The 22,049-nt window shown below is 60.9% G+C and carries 17 protein-coding genes and 1 pseudogene; 10 read left to right on the top strand and 8 right to left on the bottom strand.

Translation table 11 applies throughout. The annotated features are described in order from the left end of the window. Positions 1–134: 134 nt before the first annotated feature. The 6 genes from ACA060_RS22130 to edd form a co-directional block, all read right to left on the bottom strand. Positions 135–1,436: an ABC transporter substrate-binding protein gene (locus ACA060_RS22130; protein ID WP_497313199.1), complete on the bottom strand. Its 1,302-nt coding sequence runs from the start codon at positions 1,434–1,436 to the stop codon at positions 135–137. A gap of 117 nt (positions 1,437–1,553) precedes the next feature. Next, the gene (locus ACA060_RS22135) at positions 1,554–2,813 is read right to left on the bottom strand and encodes a D-mannose isomerase (protein WP_497313201.1); all 1,260 of its coding nucleotides are present in this window, start codon (positions 2,811–2,813) and stop codon (positions 1,554–1,556) included. Positions 2,814–3,083: 270 nt separating this feature from the next. Then, positions 3,084–4,553, bottom strand: a complete 1,470-nt coding sequence (locus ACA060_RS22140) for an ATP-binding protein (RefSeq protein ID WP_109634246.1) — start codon at positions 4,551–4,553, stop codon at positions 3,084–3,086. After that, positions 4,543–5,274, bottom strand: coding sequence for a response regulator (locus ACA060_RS22145; protein ID WP_109634248.1), 732 nt, complete (start codon positions 5,272–5,274; stop codon positions 4,543–4,545). Before ACA060_RS22145 ends, ACA060_RS22140 begins: the two co-directional genes overlap by 11 nt. 176 nt (positions 5,275–5,450) lie before the next feature. Continuing rightward, positions 5,451–6,401 carry a glucokinase gene (locus ACA060_RS22150; protein WP_109634249.1) on the bottom strand — a complete coding sequence of 317 codons (951 nt, stop codon included), beginning with the start codon at positions 6,399–6,401 and terminating at the stop codon, positions 5,451–5,453. Further along, positions 6,398–8,224: a phosphogluconate dehydratase gene (edd, locus tag ACA060_RS22155; RefSeq protein WP_109634251.1), complete on the bottom strand. Its 1,827-nt coding sequence runs from the start codon at positions 8,222–8,224 to the stop codon at positions 6,398–6,400. The genes ACA060_RS22150 and edd overlap by 4 nt, the downstream gene beginning before the upstream one ends. Before the next feature lie 220 nt (positions 8,225–8,444). On the opposite strand from edd, the gene gap reads away from it, so the two are divergent. The 10 genes and pseudogenes from gap to ACA060_RS22205 all read left to right on the top strand — a co-directional run bounded on the left by gap (position 8,445) and on the right by ACA060_RS22205 (position 19,358). Then, complete coding sequence (gene gap / locus ACA060_RS22160; RefSeq protein WP_010457403.1) at positions 8,445–9,446, top strand: type I glyceraldehyde-3-phosphate dehydrogenase; 1,002 nt, start codon at positions 8,445–8,447, stop codon at positions 9,444–9,446. A gap of 16 nt (positions 9,447–9,462) precedes the next feature. After that, entirely contained in the window at positions 9,463–9,927 is a 465-nt protein-coding gene (locus ACA060_RS22165) for a methylglyoxal synthase (RefSeq protein WP_109634252.1), read from the top strand. A 90-nt stretch (positions 9,928–10,017) separates the two neighbouring features. Beyond that, positions 10,018–10,536: an RNA polymerase sigma factor gene (locus ACA060_RS22170; RefSeq protein ID WP_109634254.1), complete on the top strand. Its 519-nt coding sequence runs from the start codon at positions 10,018–10,020 to the stop codon at positions 10,534–10,536. 205 nt (positions 10,537–10,741) lie between these two features. After that, the gene (locus tag ACA060_RS22175; protein ID WP_497313205.1) at positions 10,742–11,650 is read left to right on the top strand and encodes a FecR family protein; all 909 of its coding nucleotides are present in this window, start codon (positions 10,742–10,744) and stop codon (positions 11,648–11,650) included. A gap of 122 nt (positions 11,651–11,772) precedes the next feature. Further along, a complete protein-coding gene (locus ACA060_RS22180; RefSeq protein WP_497313207.1) occupies positions 11,773–14,364 on the top strand; it encodes a TonB-dependent receptor in 2,592 nt (863 codons plus the stop codon). A 114-nt stretch (positions 14,365–14,478) separates the two neighbouring features. After that, a complete protein-coding gene (locus tag ACA060_RS22185; protein ID WP_109634259.1) occupies positions 14,479–15,081 on the top strand; it encodes a biliverdin-producing heme oxygenase in 603 nt (200 codons plus the stop codon). A gap of 159 nt (positions 15,082–15,240) precedes the next feature. Next, complete coding sequence (locus tag ACA060_RS22190) at positions 15,241–15,636, top strand: YbaN family protein (protein ID WP_109634261.1); 396 nt, start codon at positions 15,241–15,243, stop codon at positions 15,634–15,636. A gap of 442 nt (positions 15,637–16,078) precedes the next feature. Next, a pseudogene (locus tag ACA060_RS22195) lies at positions 16,079–17,095 on the top strand (methyl-accepting chemotaxis protein); the annotation flags it as partial. A 102-nt stretch (positions 17,096–17,197) separates the two neighbouring features. After that, on the top strand, positions 17,198–17,953 hold the full coding sequence (locus tag ACA060_RS22200; protein ID WP_497318336.1) for a methyl-accepting chemotaxis protein: 756 nt from the start codon (positions 17,198–17,200) through the stop codon (positions 17,951–17,953). A 73-nt stretch (positions 17,954–18,026) separates the two neighbouring features. Then, positions 18,027–19,358: a CoA transferase gene (locus tag ACA060_RS22205; RefSeq protein ID WP_497313209.1), complete on the top strand. Its 1,332-nt coding sequence runs from the start codon at positions 18,027–18,029 to the stop codon at positions 19,356–19,358. Positions 19,359–19,537: 179 nt separating this feature from the next. On the opposite strand, the gene ACA060_RS22210 is transcribed toward ACA060_RS22205, so the two are convergent. Further along, complete coding sequence (locus ACA060_RS22210; RefSeq protein ID WP_497313211.1) at positions 19,538–20,401, bottom strand: DNA-3-methyladenine glycosylase family protein; 864 nt, start codon at positions 20,399–20,401, stop codon at positions 19,538–19,540. After that, on the bottom strand, positions 20,398–21,825 hold the full coding sequence (arcD, locus tag ACA060_RS22215) for an arginine-ornithine antiporter (RefSeq protein ID WP_497313213.1): 1,428 nt from the start codon (positions 21,823–21,825) through the stop codon (positions 20,398–20,400). The genes ACA060_RS22210 and arcD overlap by 4 nt, the downstream gene beginning before the upstream one ends. Between the last annotated feature and the right edge of the window lie 224 nt (positions 21,826–22,049).

Here is a 22,049-nt window from a genome sequence, read left to right on the forward strand (position 1 = left end):
AAAAAGGATTACAAACGCATTCCCTTGTGGGAGCGGGCTTGCTCGCGAAGGCGTCGTGTCAGGCAACTATGTATGAACTGACACGACGCTTTCGCGAGCAAGCCCGCTCCCACAGGGGCCTGCGCGGCTAGCGGTTACTTGGCTGCTTTGACGGCCGTGCCCAATTGTTTGGCGGCAGTCGCAGGATCGGCTTTCGGATCGTTGATGAAGTTGGTCACCACATCAAAGAACGCGCCTTGTACCGCCAGCGTGGTCGCCATGTTGTGCGCCATGCTCGGCTGCAGGCCGCCGGACTTGGCGTCCACCAGGAAATCCTTGGCAGCGGTCTGGGCGCAGGAGTCGAAACCGTACTTGCCCATGTCGTTCAGCATGTCGATTCGAACCGGGATCGAACCCTTGTTGATGCTGAAGACTTTCTGGAAGTTCTCACCCAGCACGACCTTGGCAATGTCCTGCTGCGCGGCAGCAGTGCCCTTGTCTTTCTGCTTGAACACCGCCAGGGAGTCGATGTTGTAGGTGAAGGCCTTGTCGGTGCCCGGGAACGCTACGCACTCGTAGTCCTTGCCGGCGACTTTGTTGGCTGCGGTCCACTCGCTCTTGGCCCAGTCACCCATGATCTGCATGCCGGCCTTGCCGTTGATGACCTTGGCCGCTTCCAGGTTCCAGTCCTGGCCTTTGCCGTCGGCGTCCATGTAGGTCGCGACTTTCTTCAGCTCGGTCAGCGCCTTGACCATTTCAGGACCGGTCAATGCAGCGTTATCCAGGTCGACCAGGGCTTTTTTGTAGCCGTCCACGCCCATGACCGAAAGAACTACCGCTTCGAACACGGTGCTGTCCTGCCAAGGCTGGCCGCCGTGGGCCAGGGCGATGAAGCCCGCTTTCTTCAGCTTGTCACCGGCTGCGTAGAATTCTTCAAGGGTGGTGGGTGCTTTTTCGATGCCGGCTTTCTTGAAGACTTCCGGGTTGATCCACAGCCAGTTGACGCGGTGAATGTTCACCGGCACGGCCACGTAGTCACCCTCGTACTTCACGGTATCGGAGACTTTCTTGTCGAGCAGGCTGTCCCACTTCTCTGTCTTGGCTGCGTCTTTCAAGACGTCGGTGTCGAGCAGACCGGTAGACGCCCATTCCTGGATGTCCGGGCCTTTGATCTGCGCTACACCCGGCGGGTTACCGGCAACGGCGCGGCTCTTGAGTACGGTCATGGCGGTCGCACCGCCACCACCGGCAACGGCGCCGTCCTTCCAGGTGAAACCGTCTTTTTCAACTTGTGCCTTGAGCACATCGACAGCCGCTTTTTCACCACCGGAGGTCCACCAGTGAACGACTTCTACCGAACCTTTGGAATCGGCGGCAAGCGCACTGACAGGGAATGCAGAGATAGGAAGCAATGAGGCAAGAGAAATGACAGTAGCGAGGCGAGAAATCGCATTCATCTAGAATTACCTTTCTTGTTGTTATGCATGCAAGTCTGGTGCTTGCGCTGCATAGGATTTTAAACAGGAGTCATCCCTTCGCAGGTAACGAAGGGACGCGTGAATGTCACCACATGGTTACACAGGAGCGCTCTGGGACAACTGCCCCAAGGCACTGGCCATGCTCGGCGCCAGTGGCAGGCGCGGAATCAGGACAGCTTGCCAGGCGTGATACAGATCAGGTTTTCCGGCCCAGATATCGGCGCTCGGGCGGTTCTGCGGATCGAGTTCATGGTGCCAACTGCCATCGCAACGGTCGATGAAATGACTGTCACAGAATTCCCAGAACAACCGGTACCAGGTTTCGTATTGCTCATCGCCGGTGCGTTTAAGCAGCGCGCTGGCGGCAGCGCTGGCTTCGCAATGGGTCCAGTGCAATCGGTGGCGAACCACCGCGCGGTTGTCCCAGTCGAGGGTGTAGACAATCCCCGGCGCGCCATCAATATTCCAGCCGTGACGGCAATTGTGATCGAAGAGTTTTTGCGCGTCGGTGGCCAGCCAGCCCGGCGTGAGCATGCCGGCCTGAACCCGCGCGGCTTCGAGGTGCAGCAACAGCCGCGCCCATTCGAACCCGTGGCCCGGCGTGGTGCCGTAGGGGCGAAAACCGTCCGCCGGATTGTCGTGGTTGTATTCGCGCAGCGGCTGCCAGTCGCGATCAAAATGCTCGACCACCAGGTAGTCGTTGGCGGCGGCGTGACCATGGATCACCCGCTCGACAATGCGTTGAGCGCGGACCAGCCAACGGTGCTCGTCGGTGACATCCGCCAGGGCGAGAAAGGCTTCGGTGGCGTGCATGTTGCTGTTGGCGCCGCGGTAGGCTTCTTCAGCGCTCCAGTCGCGGTCGAAGGATTCGCGCATTGCGCCCTCCTCCTCGCTCCAGAAATGCGTGTCGATGATGTTGATCGCGTCATCGAGCAACGCTTGGGCGCCGGGGCGTTGTGCGACCACGGCGGAACTCGCGGCCAGCGCAACGAAGGCATGCAGGTAAGCGGCCTTGCCGGTGTTGCCATCGCGATGATGGGCCACTGCAAACCAGCCACCGTGTTCGGCATCACGCAACGGGCCGCTGAGCGCCTGGATGCCGTGATCGACCAGCTCGGCAAAACCCGGCAAGCCCTGGATGTGCGCCATGGCGAAGCTGTGGGTCATGCGTGCGGTGTTCATGGTTTCGGCGTGGGCGTTGGCCGGCAGCCGGCCCTTTTCATCGAGGTTACCGAAGCCTTCGGCAAGCTTCGAAGCCTTGGCAAATGCGAGCAGGCGCAAGCCTTCGGCAGCGAGCCATTGCTGATGGGCAGGTGCGTTGAGCCAACTGCTGAACGCCGGTTGGAAGGTGTCCATGGGGTGCCTTTTTTGTTGTTTTGACTGGGGGCAGTCTAAACAACGGGCGGGGGCCGGCTTGTAACGAAGGGGGCGAGTTATGTCACCGGGTTGTGACATTTACTCAGAGTCTGTGGCGGGTGATGACCTGTGGTGAGGGGATTTATCCCCGTTCGGCTGCGTAGCAGTCGTGAAACCATTGCACTCGGTGTACCTGATACACCGCAATTGCAGTTTTTGGGGCGGCTACGCCACCCAACGGGGATAAATCCCCTCACCACAGGGTCCGTGTCAATCGATCGAACGAGGCAACTGCAACGTCACCCGCAACCCACCCTCACGCAGATTCTGCAGGCTGACCTCACCGCCATGGCTATGGGCAATGTTGCGCGCAATCCCCAACCCCAAGCCATAACCCTGCTGCTGCCCGGCCAGGCGGAAATGCGGTTCGAACACCTGCTCCATCCGTTGCTCCGGCACGCCCGGCCCTTCGTCATCGACGTGCAGGATGAAAGCGCTCTCGTCGTCATCGATGTGCAAATGCGCGTTCTGCCCATACTTCAGCGCGTTGTCGATCAGGTTGCCAATGCAACGCTTGAGCGCCAGCGGTTTGCCCGGATACGCCGCCAACGCCCGGCCCTGTTGAGTCACGCGCCCATTGCCGTTGGGCGCCAGGTACGGTTCCACCAGGCAATCGAGCACATGGTTGAGGTCCACCGGTTCGATGTTTTCGTGGATGTCGGTGTCTTTCACGCATTGCAGCGCGCCTTTGACCAACAGCTCCAGTTCATCCAGATCGCGGCCGAACTTGGCTTGCAGCTGTTCGTCTTCAAGCAATTCGACCCGCAGTCGCAAGCGGGTAATCGGCGTGCGCAGGTCATGGGAAATCGCGCTGAACAACTGGCTGCGTTCGGTCAGGTAGCGGCTGATGCGCTCGCGCATTGCGTTGAACGCGCGGCCTACTTCCACCACTTCACTGCCGCCGCCCTCTGCCACCGGCTCGACTTCGGCACCGAGGGACATGTCCCGCGCTGCTCGCGCCAGACGCTTGAGCGGACGACTTTGCCAGTGCACCAGCAAGCCAATGAACAACAGCAAGAAGCCGCTGGTGAGTACGATGAACCAGACTTGCTGCGCTGGCAGGCCTTGCTCTTCAAGACTGGTGTAGGGCTCGGGCAGCAAGGATGCGATGTACAGCCACTCGCCCGGCGCCATCTGAATTTGCGTGACCAGCACCGGCGGGTTCACCGGTTCCAGCGTGAGCGCGTAATGCGCCCAGGAGCGCGGCAATTCATCGAGCTTCAGCCCGCTGTTGAAGATCCGCAGGTCTTCGGGGCTGACGAAGGTTACAGAGATATCCGTGTCTTGGCCGAGAGACTCGCGCAACACCTGGTCCACAGCCTTGAGTACGGCTTCCTTGCGCGGGGTGATCGGCAGCACTTCCATGCCCAAGGGCTTGTCGTTAAGGGTCACCACGAACCGGGTGCCGCCCATGCTGCGCAATTGGTCGAGTACCAATGGCCGAAACGCGACCGGCAGCGAGCGGAAATAACTGACGCTGGCGGTCATCGAATGCGCCAGGCTGCGGGCGCTGGTGACCAGGCCTTCGAGCTGGGTGGCGCGCAGTTGCGAGACCCAGATCACGCTCGACAACGCCTGTGCGAACAGCACCGCCAGCAGGGTCAGCAGCAACATGCGCCCGAGCAGCGAACGTGGCATCGGCACGCGGGCAGCGAGCGAGCGGAGAAACTCAGTGGCCATTGCTGGCAACCACATTGGCTGCCAGTTGGTAGCCGCTGCCGCGCACGGTACGAATCAGTCGCGGCGGTTTCTCGGTATCGCGCAGACGCTGGCGCAAACGGCTGACCGCCATGTCGACTATGCGGTCCAGCGGCATCAGATCGCGGCCACGGGTGGCATTGCCGATGGTGTCGCGATCGAGGATTTCCTGCGGGTGATCGAGGAACAGTTTCAGCAGCGCAAAATCAGCCCCGGAGAGAATCACTTCCTCGCCGTCAATGTGGAACAACCGGTGACTGACCATGTCCAGCCGCCAGTCATCGAACGCCAGCACTTCACCGCCGGAACGCTCCTGACCGAACTGGGCGCGACGCAACAAGGCCTTGATACGCGCCTGTAATTCACGGGGGCTGAAGGGTTTGCCGAGGTAGTCATCGGCGCCCAGTTCCAGGCCGATGACACGGTCGGCTTCGTCGGAGCTGGCGGTGAGCATAATGATCGGCACCTGCGCCTGGCGCGGGTGCTGGCGGATCCAGCGGCAGAGGCTGAAACCGTCTTCGTCCGGCAGCATCACGTCGAGGATCACCAGATCGCTCGGCGCGTCGTTCATGGCTTGGCGAAAGCCTGCGCCATCGGGCGTGGTACGGACCTGGAAACCGGCGCGGGTCAGGTAGGTGTCCAGCAACTCGCGTATCTCTTGATCGTCATCGACCAACAAAATCGACTTGTTGACTGAGCTCACGGGGCGGCGTCCTTGTTGTTTGAATTGGGCGGATTATGCCTGATGAACCTTGGAAATTTGTTGCCTGTTCTGGCCTCATCGCGGGCAAGCCACGCTCCCACAGGATTATCTACATTCTGAAAATGTGCGCATAACCTTGTGGGAGCGGGCTTGCCCGCGATGAAGGCGACTCGGTTTCAGGCCTGATCGAGCGCCACACCCGCACCCATCAACCCGGAATACGGCGCCGTCACCAGCCACACCGGGATGCCTTTGAAGTAATCGCTCATGCAGCCCTTGTCGGCGAAGCACCGGGCGAAACCGCTTTCAACGAAGAAATCGGCAAACCGTGGAATCACCCCGCCAACGATGTACACGCCACCGCGCGCACCCGTGGTCAGCACGTTATTGCCGGCGACACGGCCGAGCCAGCAGCAGAACTGCTCCAGCACTTCCAGTGCAATCGGATCACCCGCCAGACCGGCAGCGGTAATCGACTCCGGGGTATCGAGCACCGGCTCATGCCCGTCCACCGCACAAATCGCCCGGTAGACCCGCGGCAAACCGCTGCCGCTCAACGCGGTTTCAGCGCTCACATGCCCGATCTCATTGAAGATGTGCTGCCACAGTTGGGTTTCACGCGGACTGCTCAGAGGCAAATCGACGTGACCACCCTCGCCCGGCAACGCGGCGAAACGGCCTTCGCCCAGGTCCAGCAAGGTGCCAACGCCCAGGCCCGTGCCCGGACCGATCACCACGGCCGGCCGCAACGGTTCCGGCGTGCCTTCGCACACAACGCGAAACTCGTCCGGCTGCAAGCGGGTCATGCCCAGCGCCATGGCCGAGAAATCATTGACCAGCAACAGTTGATCGACCTGCAAGGTCTTGCAAAAACCTTTGCGACTGAGCCGCCAGTGATTGTTGGTGAACTTGAATTCGTCACCACTCACCGGGCCGGCGACCGACAGGCACACCGAGCCGATCGAACCCGGCGCCAAGCCAAGCCCGCTCAGGTAGAGGGCAATGGCCTCCTCCGGGCTGGCGTGGTCGGCCGTCGCCAACACCTGGATTGCTTCCAGTTGCTGGTTTTTCCACAACGCGAAACGTGCGTTGGTCCCACCGATGTCACCGACCAAAGCCAGTTTCAATTAAGCGTCTCCAGGGCAGAAGTAAAGGCGCTGGCGCCCTGCTCTGCGGAGCTGAAGGCCATGCGCATGAAACCAAACAGTTCGCGACCGCTGCCAATGTTATTGCCCAACAGGCCCTTGGCCGGGGTGCGCGCTGCGAATTCGTCGGCGTCCACCTTAAGCTCCAGGGTGCCTTTGACGCCATCGACGCGGATGATATCGCCCTCTTGCACCCGCGCAAGAGCGCCGCCGACATAAGCTTCGGGGCTGACATGAATTGCCGCCGGGATTTTCCCCGACGCACCGGACATGCGCCCGTCCGTCACCAGCGCGACTTTGAAGCCGCGATCCTGCAGCACGCCGAGGAACGGCGTCATCTTGTGCAACTCAGGCATGCCATTGGAGCGCGGGCCCTGGAAGCGCATCACCGCGACAAAATCCTTCTCCAGCAAACCGGCCTTGAACGCATCGGCCAAATCCTGCTGATCCTGGAACACCATTGCTGGTGCTTCGACGATCTGGTTTTCCAGAGCGACAGCAGAAACTTTCATGACGCCGCGACCGAGGTTGCCTTCCATCACGCGCAGGCCGCCTTCTGGCGAGAACGCGCGCGCGACCGGGCGAAGAATGTTTTCGTCGAGGCTTTCGATCGGGCCTTCGCGCCAGACCAGCTCACCGTTATCGAGGAACGGTTCCTTGGTGTAGCGGCTCAGGCCGTGGCCGAGCACCGTGTTGACGTTTTCGTGCAGCAGCCCGGCTTCCAGCAGTTCGCGAATCAGGAACGACATGCCGCCCGCCGCCTGGAAGTGGTTGATGTCGGCTTTGCCGTTCGGGTAGACGTGGCTCAGGGTCGGCACGACTTCGGAGAGGTCGGCCATGTCCTGCCAGGTCAGTTGAATGCCCGCGGCCATGGCGATGGCCGGCATGTGCAGCGTGTGGTTGGTCGAGCCGCCAGTGGCGTGCAGCGCCACGATGGAATTGACCAGCGAGCGCTCGTCGACGATTTCGCCGATGGGCATGAAGTCGCCGTTCTGCTTGGTCAGGCGCGTAACCTGATGCGCGGCTTCGCGGGTCAGCGCGTCGCGCAATGGCGTGTTCGGGTTGACGAAAGACGCGCCGGGCAAGTGCAGGCCCATGACTTCCATCAGCAACTGGTTGGTGTTGGCAGTGCCGTAGAAGGTGCAGGTGCCGGGGCTGTGGTAGGACTTCATTTCCGATTCCAGCAGCTCTTCGCGGCTGGCCTTGCCTTCGGCGTAGCGCTGGCGCACGTCGGCTTTCTGCTTGTTGGAAATGCCCGAGACCATCGGCCCGCCCGGGACGAAGATCGTCGGCAGATGACCAAAACGCAGCGCGCCCATCATCAGGCCCGGCACGATCTTGTCGCAGATGCCGAGCATCAGCGCGCCATCGAACATGTTGTGGGACAGCGCCACGGCGGTAGACAACGCAATCACTTCGCGGCTCGGCAGGCTCAGCTCCATGCCCGGCTCGCCCTGGGTCACACCATCGCACATCGCCGGAGTGCCGCCGGCGAACTGGCCGACCGAGCCGATTTCGCGCAGGGCTTTTTTGATCTGTTCAGGAAAGACTTCGTACGGCTGATGCGCCGAGAGCATGTCGTTATATGACGAAACAATCGCAATGTTGGCGGAGTTCATCATCCGCAGACTGTTTTTGTCTTCGGTGCCGCAACCGGCCACGCCGTGGGCGAAGTTGGCGCATTGCAGCTTGCCGCGCATCGGACCGTCGCTGGCTGCATCACGAATGAGCGCAAGGTAAGCCTCACGGGTTGCACGGCTGCGGGCGATAAGCCGTTCGGTGACCTCAATTACGCGGGGATGCATGTGTAGAACTCCAGGCTAACGGATGTGGCGACCTGATTGTCTATGCTGAGCAAGAGCCGGTGTCGATGGGATGACAGACGGTTTTCTTGATCGGTCGGACCAGTTGATTCAGGTCACTCGTTGTAGATTGAACAAAATATTGCCATTAAAAAGGCTTGTTTTCTATTTTTATGCGAATAATCTTGTAATTCCAACAACAAAACGACGGCGGCCCTGTTAAATGACTCTTCGAATCGCAATCAATGGTTTTGGCCGAATTGGCCGCAACGTCCTGCGCGCACTGTATACCCAAGGCTATCGCCAGGACTTGCAGATCGTTGCCATCAATGACCTGGGCGATAGCGCGATGAACGCTCATCTGCTCAAGTACGACACTGTTCACGGCACGTTCGACGCCGATGTCCAGCACGATCAGGAAAGCCTGACCGTCAACGGCGACCGTATTGCAGTCAGCGCCATTCGCAACCCGGCCGAGCTGCCTTGGGCCGCGGAAAAAATCGATGTCGTGTTTGAATGCACCGGTTTGTTCACCGACCGTGCCAAAGCCGCCGCGCATATTACGGCCGGCGCGCGCAAAGTGATCATCTCGGCCCCGGCCAAAGGCGCCGACGCCACCGTGGTGTACGGAGTCAACCACGACATTCTGCGCCAATCGCACCAGATCATTTCCAACGCGTCTTGCACCACCAACTGCCTGGCCCCGGTGGCTCAGGTGCTTCACCGCGAGCTGGGCATCGAAAGCGGTCTGATGACCACGATCCACGCCTACACCAACGACCAGAACCTGACCGACGTCTACCACACCGACCCTTACCGCGCCCGTTCGGCCACCCAGAACATGATCCCGAGCAAGACCGGGGCGGCGGAAGCGGTCGGCCTGGTGCTGCCGGAACTGGCGGGCAAACTGACCGGCATGGCCGTGCGAGTTCCAGTGATCAACGTATCGCTGGTGGACCTGACCGTGCAGCTCAAGCGCGAAGCGTCGGCCGATGAAGTCAACGCGCTGCTCAAAGAAGCCAGCCAACACTCGAAGATTCTCGGCTACAACACCTTGCCGCTGGTCTCCAGCGACTTCAACCACAACCCGCTGTCGTCGATCTTCGACGCCAACCACACCAAGTCCAGCGGCAAGCTGCTCAAGGTACTGGCCTGGTACGACAACGAATGGGGCTTCTCCAACCGCATGCTCGATAACTGCCTGGCGCTGTGCAACGCCGAATAACCGTGGAGCAACACCGATGATCGGTATCAGCTTCACGCAAAAGACCATGGCGGCGCGCAAGCGTATCGCCCTGGTCGCCCATGACCACTGCAAGGTGTTTTTGCTGGACTGGGCCGAGCGCCAGAAAGACAAGCTCGCGCAACATGAACTGGTCGCCACCGGCACCACGGGTTTGTTATTGCAACAACGCCTGGATCTGCCGGTGGAAAGCATGATCAGCGGCCCTTTGGGCGGCGACCAGCAACTCGGTGCGCGCATCGCCGAGCAGCGGGTCGACATGCTGGTGTTCTTCTGGGACCCGTTCGAACCACAACCGCATGACCCGGACATCAAGGCGTTGCTGCGGGTCGCGGCGGTCTGGAACATTCCGGTTGCCTGCAACGAATGCAGCGCCGACTACCTGCTCAGCAGTCCGATGATGGAACAGGCGCACGAACACCGCATCCCCGATTACGCGACCTATCTGCTGGGTCGAGCGTAGTCCTTCACAAATCAGCTTCACAAATCAGCACTTGACCACTCGAACGGATGATAAGCATTATCATTCGCTCGAAATGGATCAGGTCCTCCCGTGAGTCAATCTCGCTTCAATCACGTCTTCATCGCCCAGCGAGTCTCTCTGCTGCGCACGCTGGAGCGGATGGTCAACAATCACAGCACCGCCGAAGACCTCTTGCAGGAGACCTACCTGCGAGTGACCCGGGCGCTGAGTGAACGGGCCATCGATCACCTTGAACCCTTCGTTTTCCAGACCGCTCGCAACCTGGCGCTGGACCATTTGCGTGCGCGGCGCATTCAGTCGCGCACGATGCTCGACGACGTGCCACTGGACGTGGTGGAAAGCGTCGCCGCCCCCGCCAGCAGCGCCGAGGATGCTGCCCATGCCGAACAATTGCTGGAGCGTTTGAACGTGAGCCTCAGTGAACTCAGCCATCGCCAGCAGCAGATTTTCATCCTTAGCCGACTGCACGGGCACAGTTATCTGGAGATCGCCGAAAAACTCAACGTCTCATTGAGCACCGTGCAGAAAGAACTGAAGCTGATCATGGCGATCTGTATCGGCGTCGCTGAACGGTTAAACGGGGACTGAGTCTGTAGGTTTATTCTCTACCTGCCGGGATCGCCTGCGCTGGCCTTCGGGCTTTGCTACCCTTGCCCACTTTCAAGCTTCACTCATAAAACAGCCGTGCACAGACACTGCCGAGGAAACACCGTGACGGACACGCTTCCAGTGCCTCCCCCCGCCCCCCCCCGCCCCCCCTTTGCCCTCCCCGGCGCGGGACGCCGCAAGCGCGATGGACCAGGCGCTGGACTGGCTGATCGTGCTGGGCAGTCCGAGCGAGGAACAGGCCCGACAGTTCCATGCCTGGCTGGCCGCCGATCCGTTGCATGCCGAAGCGTTTGCCAAGGCCCAGGCGATCTGGGATGGCCCGCAAGTGGTGCAATGCGCACAAAACCTCGCCGACCGGCCGCCGAAAGTCACCGTGCTGTCGCGCCTGCGCCCGCACTGGAAACCGCTGGCCACCGCCGCCGTGTTGATCCTCGGCCTGTTCAGCTTCAGCAACCTGCCGATGCGTCTCCAGGCCGATCACTTGACCGTGGTCGGTGAACGCCAGCGTCTGCAACTGGAGGACGGCTCGAAAGTCCTGCTCAATACCAACTCGGCGTTCTCCAGCACCATCAACGATCAGCAACGCGTGGCCCGGCTGTATCAGGGCGAGGCGTTTTTCGAGGTGCCGGCCAACCGCGGCCAGCCACTGGAAATCGATGCCGGACCGGTCAAGGCCAGTGTGCGCGACACCGCGTTTGCCGTGCGTTATCTGGACGGCGTGGCACAGGTTCGGGTGCAGCGTGGCGATGTCGACTTGCGAGCGACCCGCGACGACGCACGAATTCGCTTGTCCGCCGGAGAAAGCGTGCGCATCGGCCCCAACGGTTTCGATCGCCCGGCCAAGCTCGATGCCGCCACCGACCTGGCCTGGGTCCAGGGCCGACTGGTGTTCGAGAACTGCCCGCTGAACCAGGTGCTGGCGGAGCTGCGTCGCTATTATCCGGGCTGGATTATCAACAACAACGAGCAGTTGGCCGACGTCGCCGTGACCGGCAATTACCGGCTCGACCAGCCGCTGGACGTAGTCCGCTCCCTCGCTCACATCACCTCGGCACGCCTGCAGGAATTCCCCGCCTTGGTCATCCTAAACTAAATGAGAATTATTTTTACTCGATAGCGAAAGCTCGTTCGTCTCGTTATAGCCAATGCAATTGATTCGCATCTCGACATGCCAATCAGCACCTATAAAGATTCGTGCGACACGGAGCGCTATCGATGTCCTCTCGCCATACCCGCCAGTCCTCTTCACCTTCCCGCGTGCTGTCGCTGCTGACGGCCGCCATCCTGATGGCCGGCACCGCGCCGTTGATGGCCGCCACGTCTGCCCAGCAGCCAACCCGCACCATGGGCGATTACACATTTGCCATCCCGCAGCAGTCGCTGGTCTCGGCACTCAACGCCTTTACCGCGGTGACAGGCTGGCAAGTCGGCTTGCCGGCCGAACTGGCGGACGGTGTGGCCTCGCCGGGTGTGCGCGGTTCGTTGCCGCCGGAAAAAGCCCTCGATCGCCTGTTGGTGGGGACCAACCTGAGCTATCGCAAACTGGGCAGTAACAACATCGTGCTGGAGAAGCGCAGCAACAATGGCGCGATCAACCTGGCCCAGGTGACCATCAGCGCCACCCGCCAGGAACAAAGCATCGCCAGCGTGCCGAGCACCGTCACTGTTCACACCCGCGAAGAGCTGGACCGCAGCAACGTCAATACCATCAAGGATCTGGTGCGCTACGAACCGGGTGTCTCGGTGGGCGGTGCCGGGACCCGCGGCGGGATCAGCGGCTACAACATTCGCGGCATCGATGGCGACCGGATCCTGACTCAAATCGACGGTGTCGAGATTCCGAACGGTTTCTTCAACGGTCCCTACGCCAAAACCCAACGTAATTACGTCGACCCGGAAATCATCAAGCGCGTCGAGATTCTGCGTGGCCCGGCCTCGGTGCTCTACGGCAGCAATGCCATCGGTGGCGCCGTCAGTTATTTCACCCTCGACCCGGACGACATCATCAAGCCCGGCCAGGACGTCGGGGCTCGCTTGAAGACCGGTTACAGCTCCGCTGACGAGAGCTGGCTGAAGTCCGCCACCGTCGCCGGCCGTGCCGATCAGTTCGACGGCTTGCTGCATTACAGCCAGCGCGACGGTCACGAAACCGATTCTTATGGCAGCAACAACGGCACCGGTCTGGACCGCACTGCCGCCAACCCGGAAGACGTGCGCGCCACCAACGTATTGGCCAAGATCGGCTGGAACTACAATGCAGATTCACGCCTCGGCCTGACCTACGAGAAGTACAAGGACGACCGCGACACCGATCAGAAAAGCGCTTACGGCGGCCCGTACTTCAACGGCCAGCCAACCATTCCGAACAGCGTGTTGCCCGGCGGCATGTACCAGTGGCGCACCGGTAACGACACCATCACCCGTGAGCGTTTCGGCCTGGAACACCGCTTCGCCCTCGACAGCCTGCTGGCCGACAACGTCAAGTGGAGCCTGAACCACCAGACCGCGAAAACCGATCAGAGCACCGAAGAATTCTATTTCCCGATCACCCGACGAGTGCTGCGCACTCGCGACACAATCTACCAAGAGAAACAGTGGGTCTTCGACGCCCAACTGGATAAAGCCTTCAGCATCGCGGACACCGAGCACTTGCTGACCTACGGCACCACCCTCAAGCAACAGAAAGTCACCGGCTCGCGCAGCGGCGACGGCAAGTGCCTGGCGGTCGGTCGCGGCTGTACGGCCATCGGCGCGACCAGCGCGGCCGATGTACTGAGAAAATCCAGCGACTTCCCGGACCCGAGCATCAATACCTACAGCCTGTTCGCCCAGGATGAAATCCGCTGGAACCAGTGGACCTTCCTGCCGGGCCTGCGCTACGACTACACCCAGCTCAAGCCGCACATCACCCAGGAATTCCTCAACACCGTGGCCGCCGACGGTCGCGGCACCGTGAGCGATGAGAACAAGACCTGGCACAAAGTTTCACCCAAGTTCGGCCTGACCTATGCCCTGACCGATCAGTACACCTGGTATGGCCAATACGCCGAAGGTTTCCGCACGCCAACCGCCAAGGCGTTGTACGGGCGCTTCGAAAACACCACCACCGGCTACAGCGTGGCGCCGAACCCGGACCTGGAACCGGAAAAAAGCAAAAGCTACGAAACCGGCCTGCGCGGCAACTTCGAGTCCGGTTCGTTCGATGTGGCGGTGTTCTATAACAAGTACCGCGACTTTATCAACGAGGACGCGGTCACCCCGGGTTACAGCGAGCTGACCTTCCAGAGCAACAACATCAAACACGCGACCATCAAGGGCGCCGAGATCAAGGGCCGCCTGAACCTCGACGCGTTCGGCGCCCCACAAGGTCTCTACACCCAGGGCTCGGTGGCCTACGCCTACGGTCGCAACAACGACACCGGCGAGCCGATCAACAGCGTCAACCCGCTGACCGGCGTGTTCGGCCTCGGTTACGACCAGGACAACTACGGCGGTTTGCTCAGCTGGACGCTGGTCAAGCGCAAGGATCGGGTCGACGACAGCAACTTCAAGTCGCCGGATGGCGTGAGCAGCCAGTTCAAGTCGCCGGGCTTCGGCATGCTCGACCTGACCGGCTTCTACAAAGTCACCGACGATGTGACAGTCAGCGCAGGCGTCTACAACCTGACCGACAAAAAATACTGGCTGTGGGATGACGTGCGCGGTTACGACAGCGTCGGCGAAGCGGCCGTGCTCAGCCCGGCCAACCTGGATCGCCTGACCCAACCGGGTCGCAACTTCGCGGTCAATCTGGTCTGGGATATCTGACCCAATCCACCTCACATCGCGGCTTTATAACAGCCGCGACGTGAGGATTTTTTACTGTCCGGCGCCTCCCCATTCGTCTCGTTACCAAGCGCCTCTTTTCCTCAAGGATATTTCATGACCACTCAGGACACTGCTCAACGCCCAGCTCTGCGTTCGCAACGCTTGAATCAGATCACTAACGAGCCTCACACCAGACTCGATGCGTTGGTCAAAGCCCACGCACCGTTTGAGACGCGAGCCAACTTCGCCCGTTTTGTGGCTGCGCAGTATCTGTTCCAGTCGGAACTGGCGTCGCTGTACAACGATGCCGAGCTGACGGCCATCGTCCCCGACCTGCCGGCGCGCTGCCGGGCCGAAGCGGCCAAGGCTGACCTGGCGGATCTGGTAACCGAAGTACCGGCACCGGTTGCCGGCGCGGTGAAGCATCCAGGCAAAGCCGAAGCGCTGGGCTGGTTGTTTGTTTCGGAAGGCTCAAAGCTCGGCGCAGCGTTCCTGATCAAGCGTGCCGTGGGTCTGGGCCTGAGTGAAACCTTCGGCGCCCGTCACCTCGGCGAACCGGCCGGCGGCCGCGCTGAAGGCTGGAAAAGCTTCGTTAGAACCCTCGACTCGTTGGCGTTCAGTGCTCAGGAAGAGGCTGAAATCGAGCAAGCCGCTGTCGCTGCGTTCAACCGCTTCACCGTGCTGCTGGAACAGGCTTACACCCCAGAACCCGCCTGAAACACAATCCCTGTGGGAGCGGGCTTGCCCGCGATGACGGCTTAACATTCAACAGAGATGCTGAATGTTACATCGCTATCGCGGGCAAGCCCGCTCCCACAGGGGACAGAGTAAGTCTGCTAGATCCTGATCAAGCCTCAATGACCATCCGTGAGCCCTATGCCTCACCTTTCCACCTCCAAACTCACCCGAATCTTCTTCGGCCTGCTCGCCTATGTCAGCCTCGGCATCGGCCTGATCGCCATCGTGATTCCCGGCCTGCCGACCACCGAGTTCATCCTCCTCGCCGCCTGGGCCGCGACCAGGAGTTCGCCGCGCCTGAGTGCCTGGCTGGAAAACCATCGGCTGTTCGGTCCCCTCCTGCGCAACTGGCGCAACGGCAAAATCATCGCCCGCCGGGCCAAGGTCAGCGCCACCGTCAGCATGCTGCTGTGCGCCACGCTGATGCTGGTCATGCTCGATCACGGCTGGCCGATCTACCTGGCGATTGCCGGTATGAGCCTGGGCAATCTGTGGCTGTGGTCGCGACCGGAATCGCTGCCGAAAATCTCCTGAATTCCTGGCCTTTTCAGGGAGTTTTCCTGCGCAAACGTTCAACCATGACCGTTCGTCGGTGCCACCATCATGCATCCTCGCCCTACGCCGATGTGCATTAAATGGCGCTGAATGGATTTGGCGAACCGGGCCGACATCGGCCCACAGCCAACACTCCATCCCTTCGCGAGTTCGCCCTATGTTCGACTCTCTCTCTATCCGCCTGAAAATCGTCCTGCTGTCCGGCCTGTGCCTGCTTGGCGTGGTCTCGTTGATCGTCGGCATGAACATTTACCAGACCAACCAGAACGATGAACTGGTCAGTGCCTCGAGCAGCAAGATGCTCACCGCCAGCGTGCAGGACCTGCTCCAGGCCAAGGCCGCCGAGCAAGCGGTACGGGTGCAGAAGACGTTCGGTGAAAGCCTGTTGGTGGTGACCGCCCTGGCCGATCAGATCAAGGACATGCGCGCCCTGGCCGCCAAGCGCTCGCTTGAAGCCGGGGCCCTGCGTGAAGAGTTGAACCAGAGCCTGAAAACCGCGTTCGAGCGCAACAGCAAAGTGCTGGGAATCTGGCTGGCGTTCGAGCCCAATGGCCTCGACGGCAAGGACAGTGAATTCGCCAACGACGCGGCGCGCCAGTCCAACGAAGCCGGGCGTTTCGCCAGTTACTGGAGCCGTGCTGGCGGGGCCGGGATTAACACGATCATGGTCGAAGACGACATGACCAAAACCACCTTGAGCCTCAGCGGCACGCCTTACAACAGCTGGTACACCTGCCCTCGCGACAGCAAGCGCACCTGCCTGCTGGACCCGTATGCCGACACCGTCGGCGGCAAGGAAATGCTGATGACCACCATTTCCGTGCCGCTGTTGGTGGACGGCAAATCCATCGGTGTGGTCGGCGTGGACATCGCCCTCGACGCCCTGCAAGCGGCCGCGGTCGACTCCCAACGTGACCTGTTCAACAGCGCCGGGCACATGCTGATCGTCTCCGGCAGCGGTGTACTGGCCGGTTATAGCGTCGACGCGACCAAGGTCGGCAAAAGCATCGATGCCACCCTGGGCGCAGACGGCAAGGACATCCTGCAACTGCTCAGCGGCGGCTCGCCGAAAATCCTCGAACAAGGCGATGTGATCCGTGCGGTGTACCCGGTCAGCCCGATCAGCGACTCCAAAGCCTGGGGTGTGGTGATCGACCTGCCGAAACAAGTGCTGCTGGCCGATTCGGTGAAGCTGCAAGCGGTACTCGATGACGCCCAGCAAAGCGGCACGATCAAAGCGGTGCTGGTGGCTGTCGCTGCCGGTCTGGTCGGCCTGTTGCTGATCTGGCTCACCGCCTCGGGCGTGACCCGGCCGATCAACAGCGTCGCCGAAATGCTCAAGGCGATTGCCAGCGGAGACGGTGACCTGACGCAACGCCTGCACTACAGCAAGAAAGATGAACTGGGCGAACTGGTCAGCTGGTTCAACCGTTTCCTCGACAAGCTGCAACCGACCATCGCGCAGATCAAACAAAGCATCACCGACGCCCGTGGCACCGCCGACCAGTCTTCGGAGATTGCCCGTCAGACCAGCGAAGGCATGCAAGTGCAGTTCCGCGAAATCGACCAGGTCGCCACCGCGTCCAACGAAATGAGCGCCACCGCCCACGAGGTCGCCAACAGCGCGTCGAACGCCGCCAACGCGGCCAAAGGTGCGGATCAATCGGCGCGAGATGGCATGTCGATCATCGAACGCAGCACCCGCGACATCAATCAACTGGCCGACGAAGTCAGCAAGGCCGTGACCGAAGTCGAAGCGCTGGCGGTCAACAGCGAGCAGATCGGTTCGGTGCTGGAAGTGATCCGCAGTATCGCCGAGCAAACCAACCTGCTGGCCCTCAACGCAGCCATCGAAGCGGCACGTGCCGGTGAAAGCGGTCGTGGGTTTGCGGTGGTCGCCGATGAAGTGCGCAACCTGGCCAAACGCACCCAGGATTCGGTGGAAGAAATCCGCATCGTCATCGAGCGCATCCAGACCGGCACCCGCGGCGTGGTCGCCACCATGCATTCGAGCCAGACCCAGGCCCACAGCAACGCCGGGCAGATCCAGCAAGCGGTGCAAGCTTTGAGCAAAATCAGCGACGCAGTCACCGTGATCAGCGACATGAACCTGCAAATCGCCAGCGCCGCCGAACAGCAAAGCGCGGTGGCCGAAGAGGTCAATCGCAACGTCTCGGCGATCCGCACCGTCACCGAAACCCTGACTGGCCAGGCCACCGAATCGGCGCAGATCAGCAGCCAGCTCAACTCCCTGACCACCCACCAGATGAAATTGATGGATCAGTTCCGCGTGTAATTGGCCCACCGCAGATCCCCTGTGGGAGCAGTGTTTTGATCTATGCTCGGGCTCTCGTTCCGGAGGGCCTTCGATGACTGGTTTACTCACGTCCATTCAAGCCGCACTCGGCTTGCCGCACACACCGATTTCTTTTACGTCGAGCGGCGCCCTGCCCTCGGCGTTTGCCGTGACTGACCTGGCCTGCGCCAGCATCGCGGCCGCCGGTCAAACGGTCAGCGAATTACTGCAGCAGCACACCGGTCGTTTGCCCAGCCTTGAAGTCGACCGCCGCCTCGCGTCTTTCTGGTTTGCCACCTCGATTCGCCCCGTGGGCTGGAGCGTTCCGCCGCTGTGGGACCCGGTGGCCGGCGACTACGCCACCAAGGACGGCTGGATCCGTCTGCACACCAACGCGCCGCATCACCGCGCCGCCGCCGAAAGCGTGCTCGGCGCCTGTGCCGACCGTGCCGCGATGGCGAGCAAGGTCGCGCAATGGGCGAAAACCGATCTGGAACAGGCCGTGGTCGATGCCGGTGGTTGCGCCGCCGAAATGCGCAGCTGGGCACAATGGCAGGCGCATCCCCAAGGCTTGGCGGTTAACGCCGAGCCGTTGATTCAGTTCAGCGCCGACAGCGGTCAACACGCGAAACCATGGATCGGTTCTGTGGCGCAACCGCTGGCCGGAATCAAGGTGCTGGACCTCACGCGCGTGCTCGCAGGCCCTGTCGCCAGCCGTTTCCTCGCGGGTCTCGGCGCCGATGTGTTGCGCATCGACCCACCGACCTGGAGCGAACCGGGCGTGGTGCCTGAAGTCACCTTGGGCAAACGTTGTGCGCGGCTGGACCTGCACAACCATGACGATCGAGCCGTGTTCGAAAGCCTGCTCAAGGACGCCGATATCATCCTCCACGGCTACCGCGCCGACGCACTGGAAAAGCTGGGTTACAGTGCCTGCGAGCGTGAAAAGCTGGCACCGGGCCTGATCGATGTATGCCTCAACGCCTATGGCTGGAGCGGCCCGTGGCAGCACCGCCGCGGCTTCGACAGCCTGGTGCAGATGAGCAGCGGAATTGCTGATGCGGGCATGCACTGGAAGAAAACGGACAAGCCGACACCGTTGCCGGTTCAGGCGCTTGACCATGCGACCGGGTATTTGATGGCGGCTGCGGCGATCACGTTGTTGGGGCGTGGTGGGTCGGCCAGATTGTCGTTGGCGCGCACCGCAAAGTTGTTGATTGAAAACGGTGCCGGGACGGATGAAGCGTTGCGGGCAGAAGATGAAAACGATCAAGGGATGTTGATTGAGCAGACGCCCTGGGGGGCGGCGCATCGGCTTCATGTGCCGTTGAAAATCACCGGGACGCCCTTGCAGTGGGCGCTTCCGGCGGCTGAATTGGGTTCCCACCGCGCGCAGTGGTGGTGACCGTCCTGGCCCCATCGCCAGCAGGCTGGCTCCCACAGTGAATCTGTATCGTTCACAAAACCTGTGGGAGCCAGCCCAACCAAATCATCAAAATCAAGACAGTTGCCCCACAGCGGATTTATGTCGATCACACAACCTGTGGGAGCCAGCCTGCTGGCGATGAGGCCGGAACAAACAACTCAATCCATCCGGCTCAGCGACGTCCAAAGAAGCTGCGCCGCATACCCACGCCAGGGCCGCCAAGCCTCGGCCCGCAGCAACAACTCCCGCGCCGTCACCGCCCCACCCTCAAGCGCCGCCAGCGCATTGATCAACCCCACATCCCCACTCGGAAACGCGTCCATCTCCCGCAACTGCCGTAACGCAATGTACTGCGCCGTCCAGTCGCCGATCCCGTGCAACGCCAGCAACCGCGCCACACCGCCCTCCCGTCCCGGCTCAAACAGCAACGGATCATCCAGCAACGCCTGAGCCACGCCGGACAAGGTCCGACCGCGACTTTTCGGCATGCCCAACGTCGCCAGATCCGCCTCCGCCAACACGGCTGCGTCAGGAAACACATGCGTCAATCCCGGTATCGGCGACGGCAAGGGCTGTCCATACTGCGCCACCAGTTTCCCCGCCAATTTGATCGCCGCACCCACGGTAATCTGCTGCCCGAGTACCGCACGAACTGCCAGCTCCAATCCATCCCAGGCACCCGGCACACGCTGACCCGGACGCTCGGCAATCAACCGCTCCATCAACGAATCAGCGACCAGTTGCTGATGGATCGCCGGCAAATCCGCATCCAGATCAAACATCCGTCGCAGCCGCGCGACGATCTGCGGGATGGCCGCCAGATCAGGAAAATCCAGCGTCACTTCCAGCGCATCGCCCGCCACGGGGAGGATCGAAAACGTACCGTGAACACCGTTCAACCCGATGCTGCGCGAGTAAACGCCATCGGCCAGCGTTTCCATCCCGGCCACCGCCCGCGCCGACAAAAAACCCAACATTGCCGACCAGTCATACGGCGGTTGATACGCCAGCAGCACTTTCACAACGACAGCAACCCGCTGTACAACCCGTACGCCGCCAGCCCTGCTCCGCTGATGACACAGGTAAAAATCCCTTTCTCGATATGCGTGAACAACGGCTCGCCCTGCTCATGCTTGGCCTTGGCAAACAAGATCACTCCTGGCGCATACAACAACGCCGACAGTAGCAAATATTTCACCCCGCCCGCATACAACAGCCACACTGCGTAACCTAGGGCGATGCCGCCGATCATCAGGTCTTTGGTGCGCTCGGCCGACGCATGCTCGTAAGTTTCGCCGCGCCCGCTCAACAGCACCGCGTACGCCGCCGACCACAGGTATGGCACCAGAATCATCGAAGAAGCAAGGTAGATCAGGCTGGTGTAAGTGCCGGCGGAAAACAGGGTGATCAGCAGGAAAATCTGGATCATCACATTGGTCAGCCACAGCGCATTGACTGGCACACGGTTGGCGTTTTCCTTGGTCAGGAAGGCCGGCATGGTCTTGTCCTTGGCCGTGGCGAAGAGGATTTCGGCGCAGAGCAGCGCCCAGGACAGCAATGCACCGAGTAGCGAAATCGCCAGGCCGATGCTGATCAATAGCGCGCCCCAAGGGCCGACAATGTGTTCCAGCACTGCGGCCAGCGACGGGTTCTGCAGGGTGGCCAGTTCGGGCTGGCTCATGATCCCCAGGGACAATACGTTCACCAGCACCAGCAACGCCAACACGCCGATAAAACCGATGACCGTGGCCCGGCCGACGTCCGAGCGTTTCTCCGCTCTTGCCGAATACACACTGGCGCCTTCAATGCCGATGAACACGAACACGGTGACCAGCATCATGTTGCGCACCTGGTCCATCACGCCGCCGAAATTCGGGTTGCTGCGGCCCCATATGTCACGGGTGAAGATGTCAGCCTTGAAAGCTACGGCGGCGATGATGATGAACATGATCAGCGGCACGATCTTGGCCACGGTGGTCAGCTGATTGATGAACGTCGCCTCCTTGATCCCGCGCAGCACCAGAAAATGCACGGCCCACAGCAGCACCGAGGCGCAGCCGATGGCGATCGGCGTATTGCCCTGGCCAAACACCGGAAAAAAATAGCCGAGGGTGCTGAACAGCAACACGAAATAACCGACGTTGCCCAGCCAGGCACTGATCCAGTAACCCCAGGCCGAGGAAAACCCCATGTAATCGCCGAACCCGGCCTTGGCGTAGGCGTACACCCCGGAGTCAAGTTCAGGCTTGCGATTGGCCAAAGTCTGGAACACGAAGGCCAGGGTCAACATGCCTACCGCGGTGATCGCCCAACCGATCAATATCGCCCCGGCATCGGCACGCGCCGCCATGTTTTGCGGCAAGGAAAAAATCCCGCCGCCGATCATCGATCCCACCACCAGGGCGATCAGCGCACTCAGGCGAAGCTTTTGCGTCGGTTGCGACATGCGACATCCCCTTTTACTGCACTGAATAGGTGGCTAGGAGCTTGCTCCCGCTGACTGCACAGCAGTCCCTGTTTGAGCCGGTACACGCCCCAACGGGAGCCAAGTCACTCGCCCCAAATAGATGACTTTAACTAAATAGAGACAGCGTAATAATGTTTATTAATTAATGCCAACGGCCATATTTATTTATAACCTTTCACTCTATTGCGACCAAAAGAAATAGC

It is taken from the genome of Pseudomonas sp. LBUM1671, from assembly GCF_059695685.1.